The sequence below is a fragment of the Fibrobacter sp. UBA3718 genome, from assembly GCF_002371935.1.
In the GTDB taxonomy this organism is placed as follows: domain Bacteria; phylum Fibrobacterota; class Fibrobacteria; order Fibrobacterales; family Fibrobacteraceae; genus Fibrobacter.
In genome coordinates, this window is record NZ_DFHR01000009.1 from 67,708 (window position 1) to 85,737 (window position 18,030).

The following is an 18,030-nucleotide window of genomic DNA, read 5'->3' on the forward strand; positions in this document are numbered from 1 at the left end:
TTTTTATCCCCACTGTGCGGGCTTTTTTCACGCATACGTTGCGTACAAAGTAATAAAATGGGAATTGGATGGGGTGAAAAAAGACTGTTTAATCCCCAATTTTCGGCTTTTGGTGTTTTTTTTGACGCAGAATCCGCTTTTTTTATTTATATTCAGGGCGTGAGGGCTTTCTGGCCCGCAAACAGGATTTTGGGTTATGCAAATGAATTTTAAGCGCGCTTTTAAGTTGGCCTTCGTCGCAATGGCGGTCTGTACGGCGTTCTCCTTCGCTGAAGATATTGTCGCGACGACCTCCAACGGTTCGACGGTCATCCTTCACGACAATGGCCGCTGGGAATACTATCAGAACAACGCGAATATCAGGGACGTGCGCGAATCCGCCGTGCCGAAGGATGCCCGTTTCGAGGTTTCCGTGCTTTATGAGAGTCCGGACAAGGTGAAGAAGAATGTGCGCATGGCGCTTGAGGCCGATTTCGCGACCGAGGAAGAAATCAGGGATAGCCTCCGCAAGGTGCCGAAGGGCGGCTATGTCTACTTCCAGGTGCCGACGAAGCAGATTAAACCCGGCCTTGTGCGCGAACTTACGTATTCTATTTACGATACGGGCAAGAACGCCATCTTTACGAAGACGGTTCGCGATTCGGAAGCGACGGCGAGTGAAGATGCCGGCATCTCGAATCTGTTGGTGGTCCCTATCTACGGTCGCCCGAAGGCAAAGGTCATGAAGGCCAGAGTCGAAGACCGCAAGAACCATGCCACGCTCGATATCGATATCCCGATTCGCTGATGACCGCCCCGCAAGAGGATATGCTGAAATTCGCCGTCGTCGATGTAGAAACGACTGGCGGTGCGGGTGAATCGAACCGCATTACCGAAATCGGGATTGTCCTGCTCGATGGCATGGAACAGGTGGGACAGTTCCACAGCCTGGTGGATCCGGGCGTGCCGATTACGCCGTTTGTCAAGAACCTTACGGGCATTACCGACGAGATGGTGAACGGGGCTCCGCAGTTTTCGAAAATAGCGGAAGAAGTGTCCGCGATGCTTGAGGGCAGAATCTTTGTCGCGCACAATGTGCAGTTCGATTGCCGCATGATTCTGACGGAACTCAAGCGCAGCTGCGTGAAGTTTGACCCGCCGAGGCTCTGCACCGTAAAGATATCGCGAAAATTTTTTCCGGGACTGCCGAGCTACAGCCTGCACAACCTGACGGATTCTCTTGGCCTCAGCGACTTTAGGCATCACCGTGCGATGGATGATACGCTTGCCTGTGCAGAAATCCTGAAACTGGCCTACAACAAGGTCGGGCCGGGAAAGATATTGAAAGAGGTGAAGAACCTCACGAAAGCGAAAAAAGCGAACGTTGTGAGATGACTGACGCTATTAGGGCGAGAGCAGCCCTGCGCGAAGTTTCATCTTTAGAATGCGGACGACGGATTTCTCGATTCTTGCAAGGAATGCCTTGTCGTTCATGGCGCGATCGAGAATGAATTTCTTGATATCAACCGCCTTGGCGGGGTAGGTGATGATGAACATGTCGTTGCCGGCATCGAGGGCGGCTGTCACGACTTTCTTGAATTCGGATGCGGGGTAGGGGTCGTTGAGCGGAGTTCCGGGGCCGCTGATCCAGCCGCGCAGGGAGCTTCCCCAGAGGTCGTCGGTGAGGACCACGATGTCGTCGTCGAGGTCGTGGGCCATCTTCACGAGTTTCTTCTCGAATACGGCGGGAGCGTTTGAAATTTTCGTGTAGCGGACGCTGCTCATCATGACGATAGGAATATCCGGGGAGAGAGCCCTGAAGAACTTGACGTATTCCTTGATTCTAGATTCGCTCGCATCGCTTTCGGCCATCTGCAAGTCGCTGTTCTTGTCGCTGTCATAGCCGGGAAAGTGCTTCGATGCGCTGATGATGCCGGAAGCCCGCATTCCCTTCACGAATGCGCGGACCTTCTCTGCATTCTCGATGCCGTTCCATGAGCGGTTCCAGTGCTCTATGAAGGTCTCCTTGCCGTGGGAATCGAATGCGGGGTCGAGGGTGGGGGCGAGGTTCAGGTTGAAGCCCGCGTCGTGAAGCGTCTTGCCGACTTCACGTGCCGTGCGCTCGATTGCTGCGGGCTCCGATTCTCGCATTTCTTTTGCGCTAGGGGTCTTTTCCCACTTGCGGTCGATGTTCACGGCCCGGTTCACGGTGCCGCCTTCCTGGTCGATGGTGACGAGCAGCGGGACCTTGATGCGCGAAGAAATCTTTTCGAGGTTCTTCCGGAACAGGTTCATGTTCGAAAGGTGCGGCTTCATTACGAGAATTCCGCCAAAGTTGTTTGTAACGGTGAAATTCGGCGGTGCCATGTAGACCATGATCATCTGCCCGATTTTCTCTTCGAGCGTGAGCGAATTCCAGAGCGGCAGGAGCTCCTTGGGAAGCCCGCGGGGGGCTTCCGCGGCGAAAGAACAGGCGAATGCGGCAAGCAAACCGAAAAAGAAAATCCGCAGGCGCATGCTGGCCTCGTGATGCTAGCCTTCGCTCTTGGCGGGAGCTTTCTTGAAGAACCGTCTGCCCTTGCTGAAGTCGCGCGGCGGGAAGTCGAACTTGATCTTGCCCTTTTCGAGCGTGAGGTAGGCGTCGAAGAGCCTGCGCGTCTTGTTGCTGCGGAAGCCCTTGATGAGCGCCGTTTTCTTGCCTGCAAGGAGGTTCTTGATTTCTTCGAGCGGGATTTCCTTTCCGAGGAGCACCTTGGGCAGGTTGAGACCCGAAGGCTGCTTGTCGATGTAGCTCTGGCTCACGTAGCCGGTGAGCGTTTCGAACACGTTGGTCCCGTCGACGGGGGATACCCCTATCTTTTCGCCGATTTCAATCTCTTCGGGCTTTTCTTCGAATACGAATTCGATCTTGTTCTGGTCGTTGATGATGAGCACCGCGGTGAATTCCGCACCGCGCTTGCTGCGGAACCCGGACAAGGGGCCAATCTTACGCTTGGTGAGGAGTTCCACGATTTCTTCGTCGGAGAGGTGTTTACCGCCAATTATCTTGCGGATGACGATGCCGTCCTCGGTGGTGTAGCGGCTCACGGTCTCGAACACCTTCTTGCCGTTCACGGGGCTGAACTTCGCCTCGCCGGTGGTGTTCTCTTCCTTGAATCCCTTGATGTTCTTCACCATGTTCTTCGTCATGTCGACGATGCCCTTCATGAAGTTTTCGCGGGATTCCTTGCCCTTGCTGATGAGGTCCATCTTGTATTCCCACTCGCCGGTGAGTTCCGGGCTCGTGAGCGCCTCGCAGTTCATGGCCGAGAGGACCTTGATAAGGTCGAATGCCTTCGCCGTCGGGATCATATCCTTCCCGTCACGGACAACATACTTGTCGCTTACCAGTTTCTCGATAATGGCGGCGCGTGTCGCAGGCGTACCAAGCCCGCGCTCCTTCATTGCGTCGCGCAGCTCGTCGTCCTCGACGAGCTTGCCTGCGCTTTCCATCATGGAAAGGAGCGTGCTTTCGGTGTAGTGCGCAGGCGGCTTGGTAAAGTCCTCGTTACTGCGCATGTCAAGCGTCTTCGCATTGTTGCCCTTCAGGGGCGGCACGTTTGATTCGTCGTCGCTGTCCTTGCCGTAGACCGCCTTGAAACCTGGGTCCACAAGAATCTTGCCTTCGGTAATGAACGTCTCGCCCTCAACGGTCGTGATGCGCGTCGTGTTCAGGTACTGTGCCGGCGGGAAGAATACCGCGATAAAGCGCTGGCACACCATCGTGTAGATTTTCTCTTCGGCTTCGGTAAGGCCCTTCGGGGTGACGCCCGTAGGGATGATGGCGAAGTGGTCCGAAATCTTCGTGTTGTCAAAGACCTTCGGGGTGCGCTTCACGTAGTTCTTGTCGAGTGCCTCCTGCGCGAACTTGGCGAGCGGGCCTTCGATTTTTGCGAGGGTAGCCTTCACGGGTGCCACGTAGTCTTCGGGTAGGCAGCGACTGTCAGTACGCGGGTAGGTCGTTGCTTTGTGGCGTTCGTACAGGGCCTGCGCAATCGAGAGCGTAGTCTTAGCGCTAAAGCCGAAGCGGTTGTTCGCCTCGCGCTGGAGCGTGGTGAGGTCGTAGAGCTGCCCGCACTTCTGCTGGCTTGGCGCGGTCGATTCCTCAATCTTGCCGGGCTTGCCCTTGCACTTCTTGAGAATCTCGTTCGCCTTCTTCTCGTCAAAAATCTGCTTCTTGCGGTCCTTGCCGTCGCCCTCGAACCATTTGCCCTGGTAGTTCACGCCGCCGTTGTCGAAGTCCGCATCGATGGTCCAGAACTTTTCGGGCTTGAACTGCTGGCGTTCTTCTTCGCGCTTCACGATGATGGCGAGCGTCGGGGTCTGCACGCGCCCGCACGGCGTAATCTGGAACCCGCCCATGCTGCTGTTGTAGGCGGTGAGCCCGCGACTCCCGTTCATGCCCACGAGCCAGTCGGCCTCGCTGCGGCAGAGGGCCGCGTTTTTCAGGTTTTCCATCTCTTCGGCGGTGCGCAGGTGCTCGAACGCGTCCTTGATGGCGGTAGGGGTCATGCTCTGCATCCACAGGCGCTTGATGGTCTTGCCCGTGAACTTGCCCTTGAGTACGTAGTCGAGGATGTAGAAGAAAATCAGTTCACCTTCGCGGCCCGCATCGCATGCGTTCACGATGGTCGTCACGTCCTTCCTCTTGATGAGCTTGCTGACGATGGAAAGCTGTGCCTTCGTGGAGGGGGTGGCAACGAGCGGGAATTTTTCGGGGAGCATTGGGAGAGTCTTCATGTCCCATGCCTTGTAGCGCTCGTCGATATCTTTCGGGTCGGCGATGGTTACCAGGTGGCCGATGGCGTGGCTCACGATGGTCGTGTCGCTTTCGTAGTATCCGTTGTTCTTCTTGAACGACTTGGCGCCGAGTACCTTCACGAGGTCGGCCGCAACGCTCGGTTTTTCTGCGATGATGAGGGTTATGCCCTCGCTGGCGGGTTTTGTCGCCTTCTTTGTCGCCGTGGTCTTGGCGGAGGCCTTTGCCGTTGTCTTTGCGGTGGATTCTGTCTTAGTCGTTTTCTTGGTCGTAGTTGCCATCGTTATTTCCATTTAAAGCGTCCGAACAGGCCGAAGAGCACGGCCAGCACGGTGAAGGGGGCGTGGATGAATTCAACGGGGATGCACCACTTGAGCAGGTGCTCCTGCCGGAAAATCCGGAGCCCGCGGAGTATTAATACCAGGTCGCCTATGCACTTGGCGACCGATGCGACGATTGTCGCGATGAGAATTTCGAAGCTGAAGGGCGACAGTGCCGCCGAGACGCACTGCATCACGAGGAACAGGAATACCATGCTGAGCACGAATACGATTTTCGGCGTATAGTATATGGTTGCCGAAGCCCAGCGCTTGCGCTGTTCCCACAGTTCCTTGAGGGTCTCTTTGCCGCTCGTGGTGACGAAGGTCGATTCGGCAACGCAGTAGCGCATGGCCCAGGGACGGTCGTCAGCGATTTTCTGCATCAGGAGGTCATCGTCGCCGCTCTGGATCTTGAGGACGTTCTCGAATCCGTGGACGCTCTTGAAGAAGCTCTTGCGGTAGGCGAAGTTGTTGCCGGTGCTCGTGAGCGGAAGGTGCATCGCGATGCCGGCAGTCCCCGCCACGCGGTAGATGAGCGTCTCGACCGCCTGCATGCATATGAGCACGCTCGATTTGCCGGGAACGGTCGGGATGTAGGAATGCCCAGCCACAAGTTCGATTCCCGGTTCGAATTCGCGCACGATTCCGGCAATCCAGGTGGGTTTCACGATACAGTCGGCGTCGGTAAGGCAGAGGATGTCGCCGTCGCAGATGTCGACGAGTTTCGAAAGGGCCTGCTTTTTGGGGCTGACGCCGTCGGGAATGTCGTTGATGGTGAGAATGTGAAGCCGCGGGTAGCGTGCCGCGTAATCCGCGAGGATTTTCGGGGTGTCATCGTCGCTGCGGTCGTCGGCGACCCATACGTCCCATTCGCCGTCATATTCCTGTGCGAGGACGGAATCGAGTGTCGCGCGGATGCCCGCCGACTCGTTCCTCGCCGAAATCAGGATGCTTACGCGCGGTTTGGGTTCCACGTCGGACTGCCCGTCGCGCACCGTGCCCAGGGCGCGGAAAAGCCGCACTTCGAGGGCTATGTAGAGTAGCGCCGATACGGACAAAAGGCCGATGACCAGGTATGTGAGCACTGTCCAGAACATTTTTTCGGGCAAAATTTAGTTCATCGCACCCTGATTTGGGACTGCGGGTGCCGGAACGGGACGTCGATTTCTCGATACATATATATATGTTATTGTGTCGGACGAAAGCGAAAATCCGCGAATTCGGTGAAAAAACGCGTTTTTTTGGGGGTGGACGTTATTCTTTCACGAGTTCGGGGTGCTTGTCGGCGATGCGCCGTGCGAGGTACACGAACGGTGTATCCATCAGGGAGGTTACGATGAAGATACCGTACCCGAAGACGAGGATTTCGCCGATGGTGTTCCATGGGAACACGCCCGCGAAGGCAAGCAGGTTGAACACCACCACGTTGATAAGCTGGCTTACGAGGGTGGAACCGTTGTTGCGGAGCCACAGGAACCCGCGCTTGTCACCGAACTTCTTTTCGGTCCATTTCCACCAGGCATGGTAGGCCCACACGTCGAACATCTCGCAGACGGCATAGGCGAACAGGCTTGCGAGCATCACGCGCGGGGTGTTCGCGAATACGGTGCGGATAGGGCCAGCCATCGTGTCGCCGTCGGCCGGAATGTAGAGGAACCAGCTCTGCGAAATCAGGATGAAGGTGATGTTTGCGAGGATTCCGATTTTCACGCAGCGGTTGGCTTCTTTTTTACCGAAGATTTCGCTCATGATGTCGGTCGCGAGGAACGAGGAGGCGAAGATGACGTTGCCGAGCGTGGTATCGAGCCCGAAGGCGTGCACCAGGATGAGCACCTCGATGTTTGCCGCGATGGTGCAGATGACGGTCCACGCGAAAAGGCCCTGCTTGCCGAAAAAGCGGAAGAAGGCGACGAGCCCTCCGAAAAACGCGAAGACGGAGGCGACAAGGATGATCTCGTTCTGGAACGGCACTTTACTTTCTCCGGTCGATGGCCGCAAACAGGCGGGTCTTGGCGATAGATTCGAATTCGGTGCCCGGCTTGCCGTAGTTCGCGAACGGGTAGAGCGAGATGCCGCCGCGGGGCATGAAGATTCCTTCGACTTCGATGTATTTCGGGTCCAAAAGCTTCACCAAGTCCTTCATGATGATGTTCACGCAGTCCTCGTGGAAATCCCCGTGGTTGCGGAACGAGAACATGTAGAGCTTGAGCGACTTCGATTCCACCAGGTACTGGTCCGGGATGTAGTTGATCTTGATTTCGGCAAAATCGGGCTGGCCGGTTTTCGGGCAGAGGCTCGTGAATTCCGGGCAGTTGAACGTGACCATGTAGTCGTTGCCCGGATGCTTGTTCGGGAACTTTTCGAGCACTTCGGGGCTGTAGGTGGTTTTGTACTGGGTCTTGTTGTTGCCAAGCAGCGTGACGCCTTCGAGTTCTGCTTCTGAACGCATGGAAGTCTCCTAGTTTTGTTTTAAGTCAGGATGGGTCTCGAACTGACTGGCGTAAAGATAAAAAAATCCGGGCTTTTTTCAAAGCCCGGATGAAGCGGGAAAATTCGGCTACAGCATCACCGTGATGTTATAGCTCGGTGGGGTGCGTTGAGTCCCGCCTTCCAAGCATCCACTGCCGCACTCGATGTGTCGAGCGCCCAGTCCGCTTCGAAGCTCTTGCTCTGGTTGAACCACATGATGGCGAAAATCCTCGGAAATTCCACGGGCAGTACCTTGAACATGTCGGCTATCCATTCGGCCTTGTTCCCGCCCGATTCCGTGCACGATGTCTCGGCGATAAAGATGGGCTTGTCGATGCCCGCGAGCGCATTGTACGACTTCCGGAAGACTTCCGAGAAGCTTTTCCAACGGGACCAGCATTTCTTGTCGCCCCAGTTGTAGCCGTCGATGGAGATGTAGTCCACGAAATCGTCGCCGGGGTAGGTGCCCGTGAAGGTCGTGTTTTCGCCCACGTTCGAAGAATTGGTCGTCCAGACCCACTTGACGTTTCCGACGGATTCCTCGCGGAAAATCCTTACGATGTGCCGGAAGGCTTCGGCAACGTTCTCGTCGGTGTTGCCGGCGCCATGCTTGCCGACTCCCCAGTCGTACCAGTCGCCGTTCGCTTCGTGGAGCGGACGGAGCCAAATTTCGTGTCCGTATTCCTTGACGCTTTTTGCAAAGTGCCGTATGAAGGAATCTGCCTCGCCCTCGTTTATCCTTCTTGCGTTGTAGCCGTTGGGCATCCACGTGACAACGAGCGTGGAACCGTTCTCGCGAGCCGTTTCGGCGAAGGGCTCTACCCAGTTCCAGGTGTTGATATCGAATAGCGCAAACAGGCTCACGAGATCGACATTCCTTCCCTGAAGAGCCTGGAAAGCTTGAATGTTTTCTTTCGTGGGCTGCGGGTGCAGTTCGTTGCCGCCGACCCATGCCCCTATGCGGAATTCTTTTTGCATGAAACCTCCAGTCAAAAACAAAGATATTTCATTGGGAGCCGGTGACGAAGCCTTTGTTTTTTAGTATTTTCCAAAGTGTATCTAGTGTTTTAAACGAGTGTGATTTGGAACACTAAAAAAATGAGTTTGTGCGTATCGAACGAAGGAGGATTTGATGACTGTGGAAGAAATTTGTAAGTGGCTGGAGGCTTCGAAATTCAGGGAAGGCGACAGGCTCCCTTCGGTCAGGAGTGTTTCGGAGCGTCTTTCTACATCGACTTGCACGGTGTTTCGCGCCTACCGCAAGCTGATTGACGCGAAGAAGGTTTATGGGGAACAGGGCAACGGCTATTTCTGGGGTGCGGCCAAGGTCGCCATGCCGGAACCTCCCGTGCGAGAACAGGTGGTTGAACGGCTGGAACGATTGCTCCAGGAAGACTGGAAATCCGGCAGGCTTTCGGCGGATGCCCCGCTCCCGACCATCAAGGAACTTTGTTTGCAATACGAGACGTCGGTCGGTTCCATGAGGCGCACGCTCGAAAAGCTGCAGGCGTTGGGAATCCTTTCACGCCGGGGCAGAGGGCGTTTCTATTTTCGCACGGCGCAAGCCCCGAAGGCGAAGGAAATCCTCCTGGTGATGCGTTCGAATCCGACGGGGGATTTTTATTGCCTAGGGGAGCGTGAACTGGAATTTATGCAGAAGGTTTACGCCGAGGCCGAAAAGCGCGAGCTGCGCGTGCATGTGCTGGGTTTCCACGAGGATTCAGGCAAGTTCTTGGATTCGGCGGGCAATGCCGTGTTGCCGGAGACATTCTGCGATGCGTTCGGCGCAATCCTTTCGACGATGCTCGTCTTTAAACCCCAGCGCCTATTCTCGCTGTTCGCGAGGACCCGATTCCCGATATCGGTGTGGTGGGAACATCCGCTTTCTGAAATCCCGCGTGCCCTCAAGAAGGAACCGCGGTACGCCTTCTTCAACCTCGCCTTCGGCGAGTTTCCGGGCCGTGCCGTGGGACGCTTTCTCCGGGAACGGGGCTGCAAGAACATCGTCTACATTTCGCCGTATCATTTGAGTTCCTGGTCCATCGACCGCCTGAATGGCCTCAAAAAGTCGGGACTGCATGTCTTCGAAGCGGTGGATGCCGAACGCGCGAGCCCGTTCGAGTTCAGCAAGGAACCTCCGGCTTTTTTTGAAAAAGTGGTCGCGCGCCTTGCGGGGAGTGTCCCGCAAGACACCGATGCCTGGGTCGTAGTGAACGACGAAGTGGGCTGCGCACTCCACCGGATGTTTGTACAACATAAAATCAAGCGCCCGCCTTACATGGTGTCGTTCGACAATACGGTGGACAGTTACCGCATCCGTCTGGATTCCTTCAAATTCAATCTTGATACGCTAGCCGAACAGTCGGTATTCCACATCGTGTCGCCCGGGGTCACGCTCTACAAGAAGGACGACTTCCGCGAACTTTCGGGCAACGTCGTGGAAAAGTAGCGGTTTGCCGCCCGATTCTGCGGTCCTGGCCTACCCCTGGGACCAGCCCGACCCGAGCAAGTAGAACGGCTAAAACTCCGAGCTGTCCGCCCTCCCGCATATAGTTTAAGCCTGAATATTGAAATCAAGTCTAGTTTTTATTAAATTTGGGCCACTTTGAGAATCGATATCGCACAGAAACTTACTGAACCCGAAGACCGCCGAGCAGTCTGGTCCCATGCCGACGCTCCCGAAATCTTCGACGAACTGCACCTCAAGGGCGATCTGGTAGCCGAGGTGCTGGTGAGCCCCGAAGGCCCCGGTAAGTGTCTCGTGACCGGTACGCTCTCCGGAGTGCAAACTCTGACCTGTTCCAGGACGCTGGACTTGTTCGACCGCCCGTTTACGACCGAAATCGTGGCGGAGGTCGAGAGGCTCCCCATCGCAAAGCAGGAGCTGGACGAGGACGATGCAGATGTCTTCGCCTACAAGATTCCCCAGGGGCAGGACTTCGTAGATGTATCCGAGTGCATCCGACAGCTGGTTTTACTGCAAGAACCGGTCGCGCCCGTGAAAAATCCTGACGAAGATTTTATCTTTGTATCAAACAATCCGCCCGACGAAGGTTCCGACGGGGCCGCAAAGCCCATGGACCCGCGCTGGGAGAAACTCAAGGCTCTCAAGAGCAAAATGGAAAATAGGAGTTAAAAATGGCAGTACCTAAAAGAAAAACCTCGACCGCCCGTCGTGACAAGCGCCGCACCCACTGGAAGATGGAAGTGCCCGCGATGGCTACCTGCGACCACTGCGGTTCTGCAAAGCGCCCGCACCGTGTGTGCCCGGTTTGCGGCTACTACAATGGTGTCGAAGTTGTCAACATGAAGGATGCCGAAGCCTAATTTGTTGATGCAGCGTTCAGTTGCAAGGAGATGTTCATGGTAAAAGTTGCTCTTGATGCTCTGGGTGGCGATTTCGCTCCCGACGTCGTGGTTGAAGGTGCGGTAAACGCCGTCAACAAGAATGCAAACCTGCATGTGGTCCTGTGCGGACCGGAGGCCGTGGTCAAGGCTAAACTCGAGTCGCTCGGTTACGCCGGCAACGGGATTTCGGTCATCGACGCTCCGGACCCTGTCGCCATGGACGAACACCCTGTTCAGGTTCTCAAGAAGAAGCCCCACTCCGGCCTGGTGACGTGTGTCGCCCTGCAGAAGAAGGGCATGGTCGATGCCTCCGTGAGCGCCGGCAACTCCGGTGCCATGATGGCAAGCTGCCTCATGCTTCTCGGGAAGTCTAGCGAAAAGTTCAGCCGTCCGCCTATCGGTTGCGTTATCCCGACCGCCGACCGCCCGATCATCCTGGTCGATGCCGGCGCGAACGTCGATGAACGCGCCTCCACGCTGGTGGATTTCGCCATCGCGGGTTCCGCATTCGCCGAGACCTACTTCGGATATCAGAACCCGAAGGTCGGCCTTTTGAACATGGGCGAAGAAGAACACAAGGGTCCGGCTGTGCTCCAGGAAGCGCACCAGCTGTTGAAGTCCGCCCCGTTGAACTTCATCGGCAACATCGAAGGCGAAACGCTTATCGAAGGCGTCGCCGACGTGGTGGTGACCTCCGGCTTCACGGGCAACGTTGTCCTGAAGATGCTCGAAGGTTTCTACGAACTCCACAAGAAGATGTTCGGTTTCATCGATACCCCCAACGGCCGTCGCTTCGACGAGATGTGGGACTACCGCATGACGGGTGGCGCTCTGCTCCTCGGCCTCAACGGCACGGGCATTATTGCCCATGGTCGTTCCGATGCTCTTGCCATCGAGAAGGCTGTGGAAGTCGCCGCTAAGTACGCCGAGAAGGGTGTCGCTAAGAACGTGAACGAACGCCTTGCGGCCATCAAGGACGAACCTGCCGAAGCAAAGTAAGTGCTTGACTGGAACTAGTTTGTCTGCAAAAGGCTATTAGGGACGGAACCGCAAGGTTCCGTCTTTTTTTTGTAAACAATTATTTTGTTGATTTCGCTTTCGAATGAATTTACTTTGTTATTTAAAATAAATTTATAAGAGGCGATAAGGTGAATAGTTGTTTTGCCAATATGGTAATGGCTTTGTTTATTGTGGCATGTAGCAATTTTAGATAAATTGCCATCGGGCAAAGATGGACGGTCTTATACGAAAACGAATTTAAAGAATCTGTTTGAATTTTGGAAGGAGTGGCTATGAGAAAAATGTTTTTATTTTTAGTGTTGCTTGACGCCTTGCTTGTTGGTTGCTCGGGTTATGATGTTGCCCATGGCGACTATGAAGGAACAGGTTCACTGCTTCATGAAATTGCAAACAACTCTGGCTATGATGTGAAAGTAAAATTCTTATGGCAATATGATGAAAAAAGGGATTCCGTCTTGATGGACGTTGCCGAAGGAGATACAATTGTTTTGCCGGAATCCGTAGGTCACCTGGCAGAGACTTTTGTGGAAGATTTCAATTTGGCTTATCCTGATGGGACCTTTGATGCTTATATAGAATTTGATGTTTTACCTGCCAAATGTGTTTCTTTTGTGGGCGATGTCGATGAGCAGAATGATATACGTTCGGAAAAATTTTCTGAATTTATTGACCCGACGGATGCCGATGGATTCCGGTTCAAAAGGTATACCATTGATTCGGCTTTATATAAGGATGCTGCTCAATGCCCCTAGTAGGGCTCTAAACTTGCAAAAATATTCCTTTTATCTTTCTTTTGCGGGGAAATAGTGCTTTTTGCTCCGGGAACCTTTGGAACGGGGGTGTATTTTCTAAATTAGGGGTGAAAATTTTCGCGGGTTTCCGCAAAGGATTGAAATGTCTAAGACTATTTTGCTTTTCCCTGGCCAGGGTGCCCAGTATGTAGGTATGGGCCAGACCCTCGCCTCCACTTTCGAACCGGCCAAGAAGATTATGCAGCAGGCCGACGAAATCCTCGGCTTCTCGCTTTCGAAGCTCATGGCCGAAGGCCCCGAAGATGTTTTGAAGAGCACCGACAACACGCAGCCGGCCCTCTTTACCGTGTCTGCGATGGTGATGGAACTTTTGAAGTCCGAGGGCTTTGCCTTTGACTACGTGGCCGGGCATTCCCTCGGTGAATACTCCGCCATCTACGCTGCTGGCGGTTTTAGCTTTGAAGAGGGCCTCCGCCTGGTGCGTACCCGCGGTGAACTCATGGCCAGTGCCGGTTCCAAGAACCCGGGTGCGATGGCCGCCATCATGGGCCAGGACGAAGCCAAGATTCTTGAACTTTGCGAAGCCGTGAAGGACGTGGGCGCCGTGGTGCCCGCCAACATCAACTGCCCGGGCCAGATCGTTGTCTCCGGTGCCGTCGCCGGCGTGAACAAGCTCGTCGAAAACTGCGCTGCTGCAGGCATCAAGGCTATCCCGCTTGCCGTGTCTGGCGCGTTCCACAGCCCGCTGATGCAGTTTGCCCAGGCAGGCCTCGCCGAAGCGATTGCCAAAACCAAGTTCAACGATGTCGAAAAGCCGGTTATCGCCAACGTGATTGCCGAACCGGTCACGAAGGGTGCCGAACTTGCCGAACTTTTGGTGAAGCAACTGGTATCTCCGGTCCGCTGGAACGACTGCATGAACAAGGCCATCTCCCTCGGTGTTACCCAGGGTGTGGAAGTGGGCTCGGGCAAGGTGCTCATGGGCCTCATGAGGAAGATTAGCCGCGACGTGAAGGTCACGCCGGTCGAAACCATCGAAGCCTTCCAGGCTCTTAAGGGATAAACCTTTCAATTACAGGGAACAAAAAATGGGTAAACTTACAGGTAAAAAGGCTATCGTGACCGGCGCATCCCGCGGTATCGGTCTCGCCATCGCCACCAAGCTTGCGAGCGAAGGTGCCGACGTCGCTATCCTTTCCACATCGGTCAAGGAAGAACTGGCCGCCAAACTTTCCGCCGAACTTGGGGTGCAGGTCAAGAGCTATGCTTGCGACGTGGCCGACTCCGAAACGGTGCAGAACGTGTTCAAGCAGATTATTGCCGACATGGGTACGGTCGACATCCTGGTCAACAACGCCGGCATCACCCGCGACGGCCTCTTGATGCGCATGAAGGACGAGGAATTTGATGCTGTGATTGCCACAAACCTCCGTTCCGTGTTCCTTTGCACCCGCGCCGTGGCCCGCACCATGATGGGCAAGCGCGCCGGCCGAATCATCAATATTTCGAGCATCAACGCCCTGCGTGGCCAGGCCGGCCAGGCGAACTACGCTGCCGCCAAGGCGGGTATCATCGGCATGACCCGTTCCAATTCCAGGGAATTCGCTTCCCGCGGCATTACGGTGAACGCCATCGCCCCCGGCTTTATCGGGACGGACATGACCGCCGCCATGGACGATGCCACCAAGGAAAAATATGCAGCCCAGATTCCCCTCGGACGTATCGGAAAGCCCGAAGACGTGGCCAATGCGGTCGCTTTTTTGGCATCTGACGACGCCTGCTACATCACGGGTCAGATTTTGGGCGTAGATGGTGGGTTGAACGCCTAGCCAATTTTTACTAAATTTAAACTTAAACAATCCAAACGGAGTAAACAATGACACAAGAAGAAATTTTCAAGAAGATTACCGACGTCATCGTCGCCAAGCTCGAAGTCAAGGCCGAAGACGTGAAGATGGAATCTGAATTCGGTAACGACCTCGGTGCCGACTCTCTCGACCGCGTCGAGCTCGTGATGGCTCTCGAAGACGAATTCGAAGTCGAAATCCTCGATTCCGATGCCGAAAAGTTCCAGAAGGTTGCCGACGTGGTTGCCTTCATGGCCGAAAAGAAGAAGTAATCGCTTCTGCAAACGCCCTGGCAATGGCGCTGGGGCTTTCGATGAAATTTGCTCCGGCCCCTGCGGCCGGGCTTTTTCTATTTTCGCAGACAGAAAGGAGATGCCTTTGCCAGAAGAAAACGTATTGAAGAAATTGCTGAAATTCTGGTTTCGCCAGAAGCCCGACGGCGGACTTGAGGCGAAGCTTGGATATCGGTTCCGCGAACCGGAACTCTTGGTTCAGGCGCTGGTCCACCGGTCTTACCTGACCGGAACGGATTTGCCCTACACAGAAAACAACGAACGGCTCGAATTCCTGGGCGATTCCGTGCTGAACATGCTAACGACGGAATTCCTGTACAAGACGTATCCCGATGACCCGGAGGGCGAACTCTCGAAGCGCAAGAGCGCGATCGTTTCGGGGCATGCCTGTGCGCAGTCTTCGAAGGAATGGGACTTGAGCGAGTATATCAAGCTCGGGAAGGCCGAGGCGAAGATGGGCGGTCGCGGCAAGGAGAGTATTCTTGCCGATGCCTACGAGGCCGTGCTCGGGGCGGTTTACCTCGATGGCGGGCTCGACGAGGTCCGCGCAATCCTCAACAGGTTCCATTTCCCGCGTGTGAAAGAAATTATTGTCGACGATGACTTTGTGAACTACAAGAGTGCCTTGCTCGAATACCTGCAGGGGAAGCGCCATACGGTTCCTGAATATGTTCTGGTGGAAGAATCCGGACCGGAGCACCAGAAACTGTTTACCGTCGAGGCGCACGTGAACGGCAAGGTCTATGGCCGTGGCCAGGGTGGCAACAAGAAAAAGGCCGAACAGGAAGCGGCCCACAAGACTCTTGAAATGTTGAAGGCTGAAGAGGCGGCGCAGGCGAAGGATGTTCCGGCCGAGGTGGCGCCCGTGAAACCCGTAAAACCCAAGCGGTATTATAGACCGTAGGGAGATAAAGATGAAGAATGGAAAAATGATTTTTTGTCGTGTGGCTGCCGTGTCCGCGACGTTGATGCTGTCTGCGATGGCCCTTACCGCATGCAACGAGCAGGGCGCCTCCAAGTCCGCGAAGGCTGCGGGCGGCGAGCTCAACTGCCCGGAACTGCCGGTCGATTCCACCGCCACGGGCGAGTTCGACCCCATAGCCTCGAAGGATGCCCGCCCCTGCGGAACGATTACGCTCTGGGGCTCCGCGATGCCGAAGTCGTTCAACATGTGGGAAGACTACAACAGCTTCTCTGCCGAGCTCATGGGCATGATGTTTGAACCGCTCGTGAGTCTGCACTCCACCGAGGACCGCGAAGTGGGCATTCTCGCCGACAGCTGGAGCGTATCGGAAGACGGCAAGACGTTCACCTTCCACGTAGATGCGCGGGCCCGGTGGAGCGACGGCAAGCCCGTCACCGCCGAAGACGTGCAGTACTACTACGACGTCATCATGGACGAGAAGAACCTCACGCCGATTTTCAAGGTCGGGCTTAGCCGTTTCGACCGCCCCGAGGTGGTCGACAGCCTCACGGTGAAGATGACCGCGAAGGAATCGCACTGGGGGAACTTCTGGGAAGCCGCGGGCATGCTCGCGTTCCCGAAGCACGCCTGGGCAGGGAAGGACTTCAACCAGATCCGCTACGAGTTCCCGGTCGTCTCGGGCCCGTACAAGATCAAGACCTTCCGCGAAGACCGCTATGTGGAACTGGAACGCCGCTCCGACTGGTGGGGCTTCCATAAGAACTGGAACCGCGGCAAGTACAACTTCCAGAAAATCCGCTACCGCTTCATGAACGATCAGACGAAGGCGCTCGAAGCCTTCAAGAAGCAGGATTTCAACGCCTACGCCATCTACACCAGCAGTATTTGGATGAAGCAGACCGACTTCGATGCCGTCAAGAAGGGCTGGGCCGTGAAGCAGCGTATCTTTAACAAGGAGCCCATCGGATTCCAGGGCATGGCCATCAACCTGCGCAAGCCGCAGTTCCAGGACGTCCGCGTGCGCCGCGCCCTTTCGATGCTCCTGAACCGTGAGGCCATGAACGAGAAGTACATGTTCGGCCAGTACTTCCTGCTGAACAGCTACTACCCCGACTTGTGGGAAGGCAACAAGAACCCGACGGCGCCGCTCTACACGTTCAATCCGGATAGCGCCCGTGCGCTCTTTGCCGAAGCGGGCTACAAAGTGAATGCCCAGGGCGTGCTCGAAAAAGACGGCAAGCCTTTCGCTATCAACTTTATCACCAGCCAGGAAGACTTGCGCCACCTCACGCTTTTCCAGGAAGACCTGAAGAAGGTAGGTGTTGTGGCGACCATCGAGCAGATGAGCCAGAGCACCTTGCGCAAGCGCCTCGACGATGCGGACTTCGATTTGTATTGGGTGAACTGGGGCGCTGGCCGCCTCCGCGACCCGGAAGCGAGCTGGTCTTCGGCAACGGCCCTGCAGAAAGGCACAAACAACTTGGCTGGCGTGCAGGACAAGGTGGTCGATAGCCTCATCAACTTGCAGAAGACGGAATTTGATTTGGCCAAGCGGAACGAGATTTTGAAGGCATTGGATAACCGCCTTGCCGAAATCGTGCCGTATGTGCTCATGTGGCAATGCGACCATCACCGCATCCTCTACTGGAACCGTTACGGCATGCCCGAAAAGGTGCTGGACCATTTCAACCGCGAAGACGCCATCCCCGTCTACTGGTGGCTTGACCCGGAAAAGTCCGCCGCCCTCGACAAGGCCATGAAAGCGGGCGAAAGCCTGCCGATTCCCGAATACGATGTGAAGTAGGCTATGTTGTCCTGGAGCGGAATTTAACCCGCTGTCATCCTGGAGGCCCCGAAGGGGCCGATAGGATCCATTGTTTTTCAATGGTCTTTTTTTGTACTTTCCCGCTTATGCAGAAGAAAGGATATACGTATATTCTATTTAATAAGAAAAATGGGACCTTATATGTTGGTGTTACAAGCGATTTGAAAAATCGAGTAATGCAACATAAAGAGAAGGTCTATGATGGCTTTACTAAAAAATATGGCGTAGATAAATTGGGATATTTTGAGGAGCATACGGATATGCGGCATGCTATAGAACGTGAAAAATCCATGAAAAACTTACTCCGAGAAAAGAAGATTGACCTGATACAGTCGATGAATCCCGAGTGGGAGGACTTGTTCTTTAAATTGTAGTGGACCCTATCGGTCGTCCTGCGGACTCCCTCCAGGGTGACAATCAATCAGAGCCTTGCTCCACAGGACCATTCGAGTAT

At 55.1% G+C, this 18,030-nt stretch carries 19 protein-coding genes; 13 read left to right on the forward strand and 6 right to left on the reverse strand.

Going from position 1 to position 18,030, the window contains the following annotated elements; all coding sequences use genetic code 11:
* Positions 1 to 196: 196 nt before the first annotated feature.
* Positions 197 to 787: a hypothetical protein gene (locus tag B4A77_RS02845; protein WP_290726046.1), complete on the forward strand. Its 591-nt coding sequence runs from the start codon at positions 197 to 199 to the stop codon at positions 785 to 787.
* 20 nt (positions 788 to 807) lie between these two features.
* Positions 808 to 1,374 (forward strand): 3'-5' exonuclease, encoded by a 567-nt coding sequence (locus B4A77_RS02850; protein WP_290729896.1) that lies wholly within the window; start codon positions 808 to 810, stop codon positions 1,372 to 1,374.
* Between the two features lie 9 nt (positions 1,375 to 1,383).
* On the opposite strand, the gene B4A77_RS02855 is transcribed toward B4A77_RS02850, so the two are convergent.
* The 6 genes from B4A77_RS02855 to B4A77_RS02880 form a co-directional block, all read right to left on the reverse strand.
* Complete coding sequence (locus tag B4A77_RS02855; RefSeq protein WP_290738117.1) at positions 1,384 to 2,496, reverse strand: glycoside hydrolase family 3 N-terminal domain-containing protein; 1,113 nt, start codon at positions 2,494 to 2,496, stop codon at positions 1,384 to 1,386.
* A 15-nt stretch (positions 2,497 to 2,511) separates the two neighbouring features.
* On the reverse strand, positions 2,512 to 5,058 hold the full coding sequence (locus tag B4A77_RS02860; RefSeq protein WP_290738120.1) for a DNA topoisomerase III: 2,547 nt from the start codon (positions 5,056 to 5,058) through the stop codon (positions 2,512 to 2,514).
* Positions 5,059 to 5,060: 2 nt separating this feature from the next.
* Entirely contained in the window at positions 5,061 to 6,194 is a 1,134-nt protein-coding gene (locus B4A77_RS02865; protein ID WP_290726038.1) for a glycosyltransferase, read from the reverse strand.
* Positions 6,195 to 6,351: 157 nt separating this feature from the next.
* Positions 6,352 to 7,068: a queuosine precursor transporter gene (locus B4A77_RS02870; protein WP_290726036.1), complete on the reverse strand. Its 717-nt coding sequence runs from the start codon at positions 7,066 to 7,068 to the stop codon at positions 6,352 to 6,354.
* Position 7,069: 1 nt separating this feature from the next.
* Positions 7,070 to 7,546 carry a preQ(1) synthase gene (gene queF / locus B4A77_RS02875; protein WP_290726034.1) on the reverse strand — a complete coding sequence of 159 codons (477 nt, stop codon included), beginning with the start codon at positions 7,544 to 7,546 and terminating at the stop codon, positions 7,070 to 7,072.
* A gap of 116 nt (positions 7,547 to 7,662) precedes the next feature.
* Entirely contained in the window at positions 7,663 to 8,544 is an 882-nt protein-coding gene (locus tag B4A77_RS02880) for a glycoside hydrolase family 26 protein (RefSeq protein ID WP_290738123.1), read from the reverse strand.
* A 154-nt stretch (positions 8,545 to 8,698) separates the two neighbouring features.
* Between B4A77_RS02880 and B4A77_RS02885 the strand changes: the two genes are divergently transcribed.
* The 11 genes from B4A77_RS02885 (at position 8,699) to B4A77_RS02935 (ending at position 17,950) form a co-directional block, all read left to right on the forward strand.
* On the forward strand, positions 8,699 to 10,015 hold the full coding sequence (locus B4A77_RS02885; RefSeq protein ID WP_290738126.1) for a GntR family transcriptional regulator: 1,317 nt from the start codon (positions 8,699 to 8,701) through the stop codon (positions 10,013 to 10,015).
* A 156-nt stretch (positions 10,016 to 10,171) separates the two neighbouring features.
* Positions 10,172 to 10,702, forward strand: a complete 531-nt coding sequence (locus B4A77_RS02890) for a YceD family protein (protein WP_073113399.1) — start codon at positions 10,172 to 10,174, stop codon at positions 10,700 to 10,702.
* Positions 10,703 to 10,704: 2 nt separating this feature from the next.
* The gene (gene rpmF, locus B4A77_RS02895) at positions 10,705 to 10,893 is read left to right on the forward strand and encodes a 50S ribosomal protein L32 (protein WP_072813504.1); all 189 of its coding nucleotides are present in this window, start codon (positions 10,705 to 10,707) and stop codon (positions 10,891 to 10,893) included.
* Between the two features lie 36 nt (positions 10,894 to 10,929).
* Positions 10,930 to 11,913 (forward strand): phosphate acyltransferase PlsX, encoded by a 984-nt coding sequence (plsX, locus tag B4A77_RS02900; RefSeq protein ID WP_290738129.1) that lies wholly within the window; start codon positions 10,930 to 10,932, stop codon positions 11,911 to 11,913.
* A gap of 293 nt (positions 11,914 to 12,206) precedes the next feature.
* Positions 12,207 to 12,686 (forward strand): hypothetical protein, encoded by a 480-nt coding sequence (locus tag B4A77_RS02905; RefSeq protein WP_173382346.1) that lies wholly within the window; start codon positions 12,207 to 12,209, stop codon positions 12,684 to 12,686.
* Positions 12,687 to 12,828: 142 nt separating this feature from the next.
* On the forward strand, positions 12,829 to 13,749 hold the full coding sequence (fabD, locus tag B4A77_RS02910) for an ACP S-malonyltransferase (RefSeq protein WP_290738132.1): 921 nt from the start codon (positions 12,829 to 12,831) through the stop codon (positions 13,747 to 13,749).
* Positions 13,750 to 13,774: 25 nt separating this feature from the next.
* Positions 13,775 to 14,515, forward strand: coding sequence for a 3-oxoacyl-[acyl-carrier-protein] reductase (fabG, locus tag B4A77_RS02915; RefSeq protein ID WP_290729911.1), 741 nt, complete (start codon positions 13,775 to 13,777; stop codon positions 14,513 to 14,515).
* Between the two features lie 47 nt (positions 14,516 to 14,562).
* The gene (gene acpP, locus B4A77_RS02920; RefSeq protein ID WP_173382343.1) at positions 14,563 to 14,805 is read left to right on the forward strand and encodes an acyl carrier protein; all 243 of its coding nucleotides are present in this window, start codon (positions 14,563 to 14,565) and stop codon (positions 14,803 to 14,805) included.
* 106 nt (positions 14,806 to 14,911) lie between these two features.
* Positions 14,912 to 15,730 (forward strand): ribonuclease III, encoded by an 819-nt coding sequence (gene rnc / locus B4A77_RS02925; protein ID WP_173382342.1) that lies wholly within the window; start codon positions 14,912 to 14,914, stop codon positions 15,728 to 15,730.
* 10 nt (positions 15,731 to 15,740) lie between these two features.
* The gene (locus tag B4A77_RS02930; protein WP_290738135.1) at positions 15,741 to 17,555 is read left to right on the forward strand and encodes an extracellular solute-binding protein; all 1,815 of its coding nucleotides are present in this window, start codon (positions 15,741 to 15,743) and stop codon (positions 17,553 to 17,555) included.
* Positions 17,556 to 17,662: 107 nt separating this feature from the next.
* Entirely contained in the window at positions 17,663 to 17,950 is a 288-nt protein-coding gene (locus B4A77_RS02935) for a GIY-YIG nuclease family protein (protein WP_173382341.1), read from the forward strand.
* The last annotated feature ends 80 nt before the right edge of the window (positions 17,951 to 18,030 follow it).

What these genes read in the sequence shown, in the direction of transcription:
- B4A77_RS02845 (WP_290726046.1), top strand. Translation starts at nt 197, where the DNA reads ATGCAAATGAATTTTAAGCGCGCTTTTAAGTTGGCCTTCGTCGCAATG.
- B4A77_RS02850 (WP_290729896.1), top strand. Translation starts at nt 808, where the DNA reads ATGCTGAAATTCGCCGTCGTCGATGTAGAAACGACTGGCGGTGCGGGT.
- B4A77_RS02855 (WP_290738117.1), bottom strand. Translation starts at nt 2,496, where the DNA reads ATGCGCCTGCGGATTTTCTTTTTCGGTTTGCTTGCCGCATTCGCCTGT.
- B4A77_RS02860 (WP_290738120.1), bottom strand. Translation starts at nt 5,058, where the DNA reads ATGGCAACTACGACCAAGAAAACGACTAAGACAGAATCCACCGCAAAG.
- B4A77_RS02865 (WP_290726038.1), bottom strand. Translation starts at nt 6,194, where the DNA reads ATGTTCTGGACAGTGCTCACATACCTGGTCATCGGCCTTTTGTCCGTA.
- queF (WP_290726034.1), bottom strand. Translation starts at nt 7,546, where the DNA reads ATGCGTTCAGAAGCAGAACTCGAAGGCGTCACGCTGCTTGGCAACAAC.
- B4A77_RS02880 (WP_290738123.1), bottom strand. Translation starts at nt 8,544, where the DNA reads ATGCAAAAAGAATTCCGCATAGGGGCATGGGTCGGCGGCAACGAACTG.
- B4A77_RS02885 (WP_290738126.1), top strand. Translation starts at nt 8,699, where the DNA reads ATGACTGTGGAAGAAATTTGTAAGTGGCTGGAGGCTTCGAAATTCAGG.
- rpmF (WP_072813504.1), top strand. Translation starts at nt 10,705, where the DNA reads ATGGCAGTACCTAAAAGAAAAACCTCGACCGCCCGTCGTGACAAGCGC.
- plsX (WP_290738129.1), top strand. Translation starts at nt 10,930, where the DNA reads ATGGTAAAAGTTGCTCTTGATGCTCTGGGTGGCGATTTCGCTCCCGAC.
- B4A77_RS02905 (WP_173382346.1), top strand. Translation starts at nt 12,207, where the DNA reads ATGAGAAAAATGTTTTTATTTTTAGTGTTGCTTGACGCCTTGCTTGTT.
- fabD (WP_290738132.1), top strand. Translation starts at nt 12,829, where the DNA reads ATGTCTAAGACTATTTTGCTTTTCCCTGGCCAGGGTGCCCAGTATGTA.
- fabG (WP_290729911.1), top strand. Translation starts at nt 13,775, where the DNA reads ATGGGTAAACTTACAGGTAAAAAGGCTATCGTGACCGGCGCATCCCGC.
- acpP (WP_173382343.1), top strand. Translation starts at nt 14,563, where the DNA reads ATGACACAAGAAGAAATTTTCAAGAAGATTACCGACGTCATCGTCGCC.
- B4A77_RS02930 (WP_290738135.1), top strand. Translation starts at nt 15,741, where the DNA reads ATGAAGAATGGAAAAATGATTTTTTGTCGTGTGGCTGCCGTGTCCGCG.
- B4A77_RS02935 (WP_173382341.1), top strand. Translation starts at nt 17,663, where the DNA reads ATGCAGAAGAAAGGATATACGTATATTCTATTTAATAAGAAAAATGGG.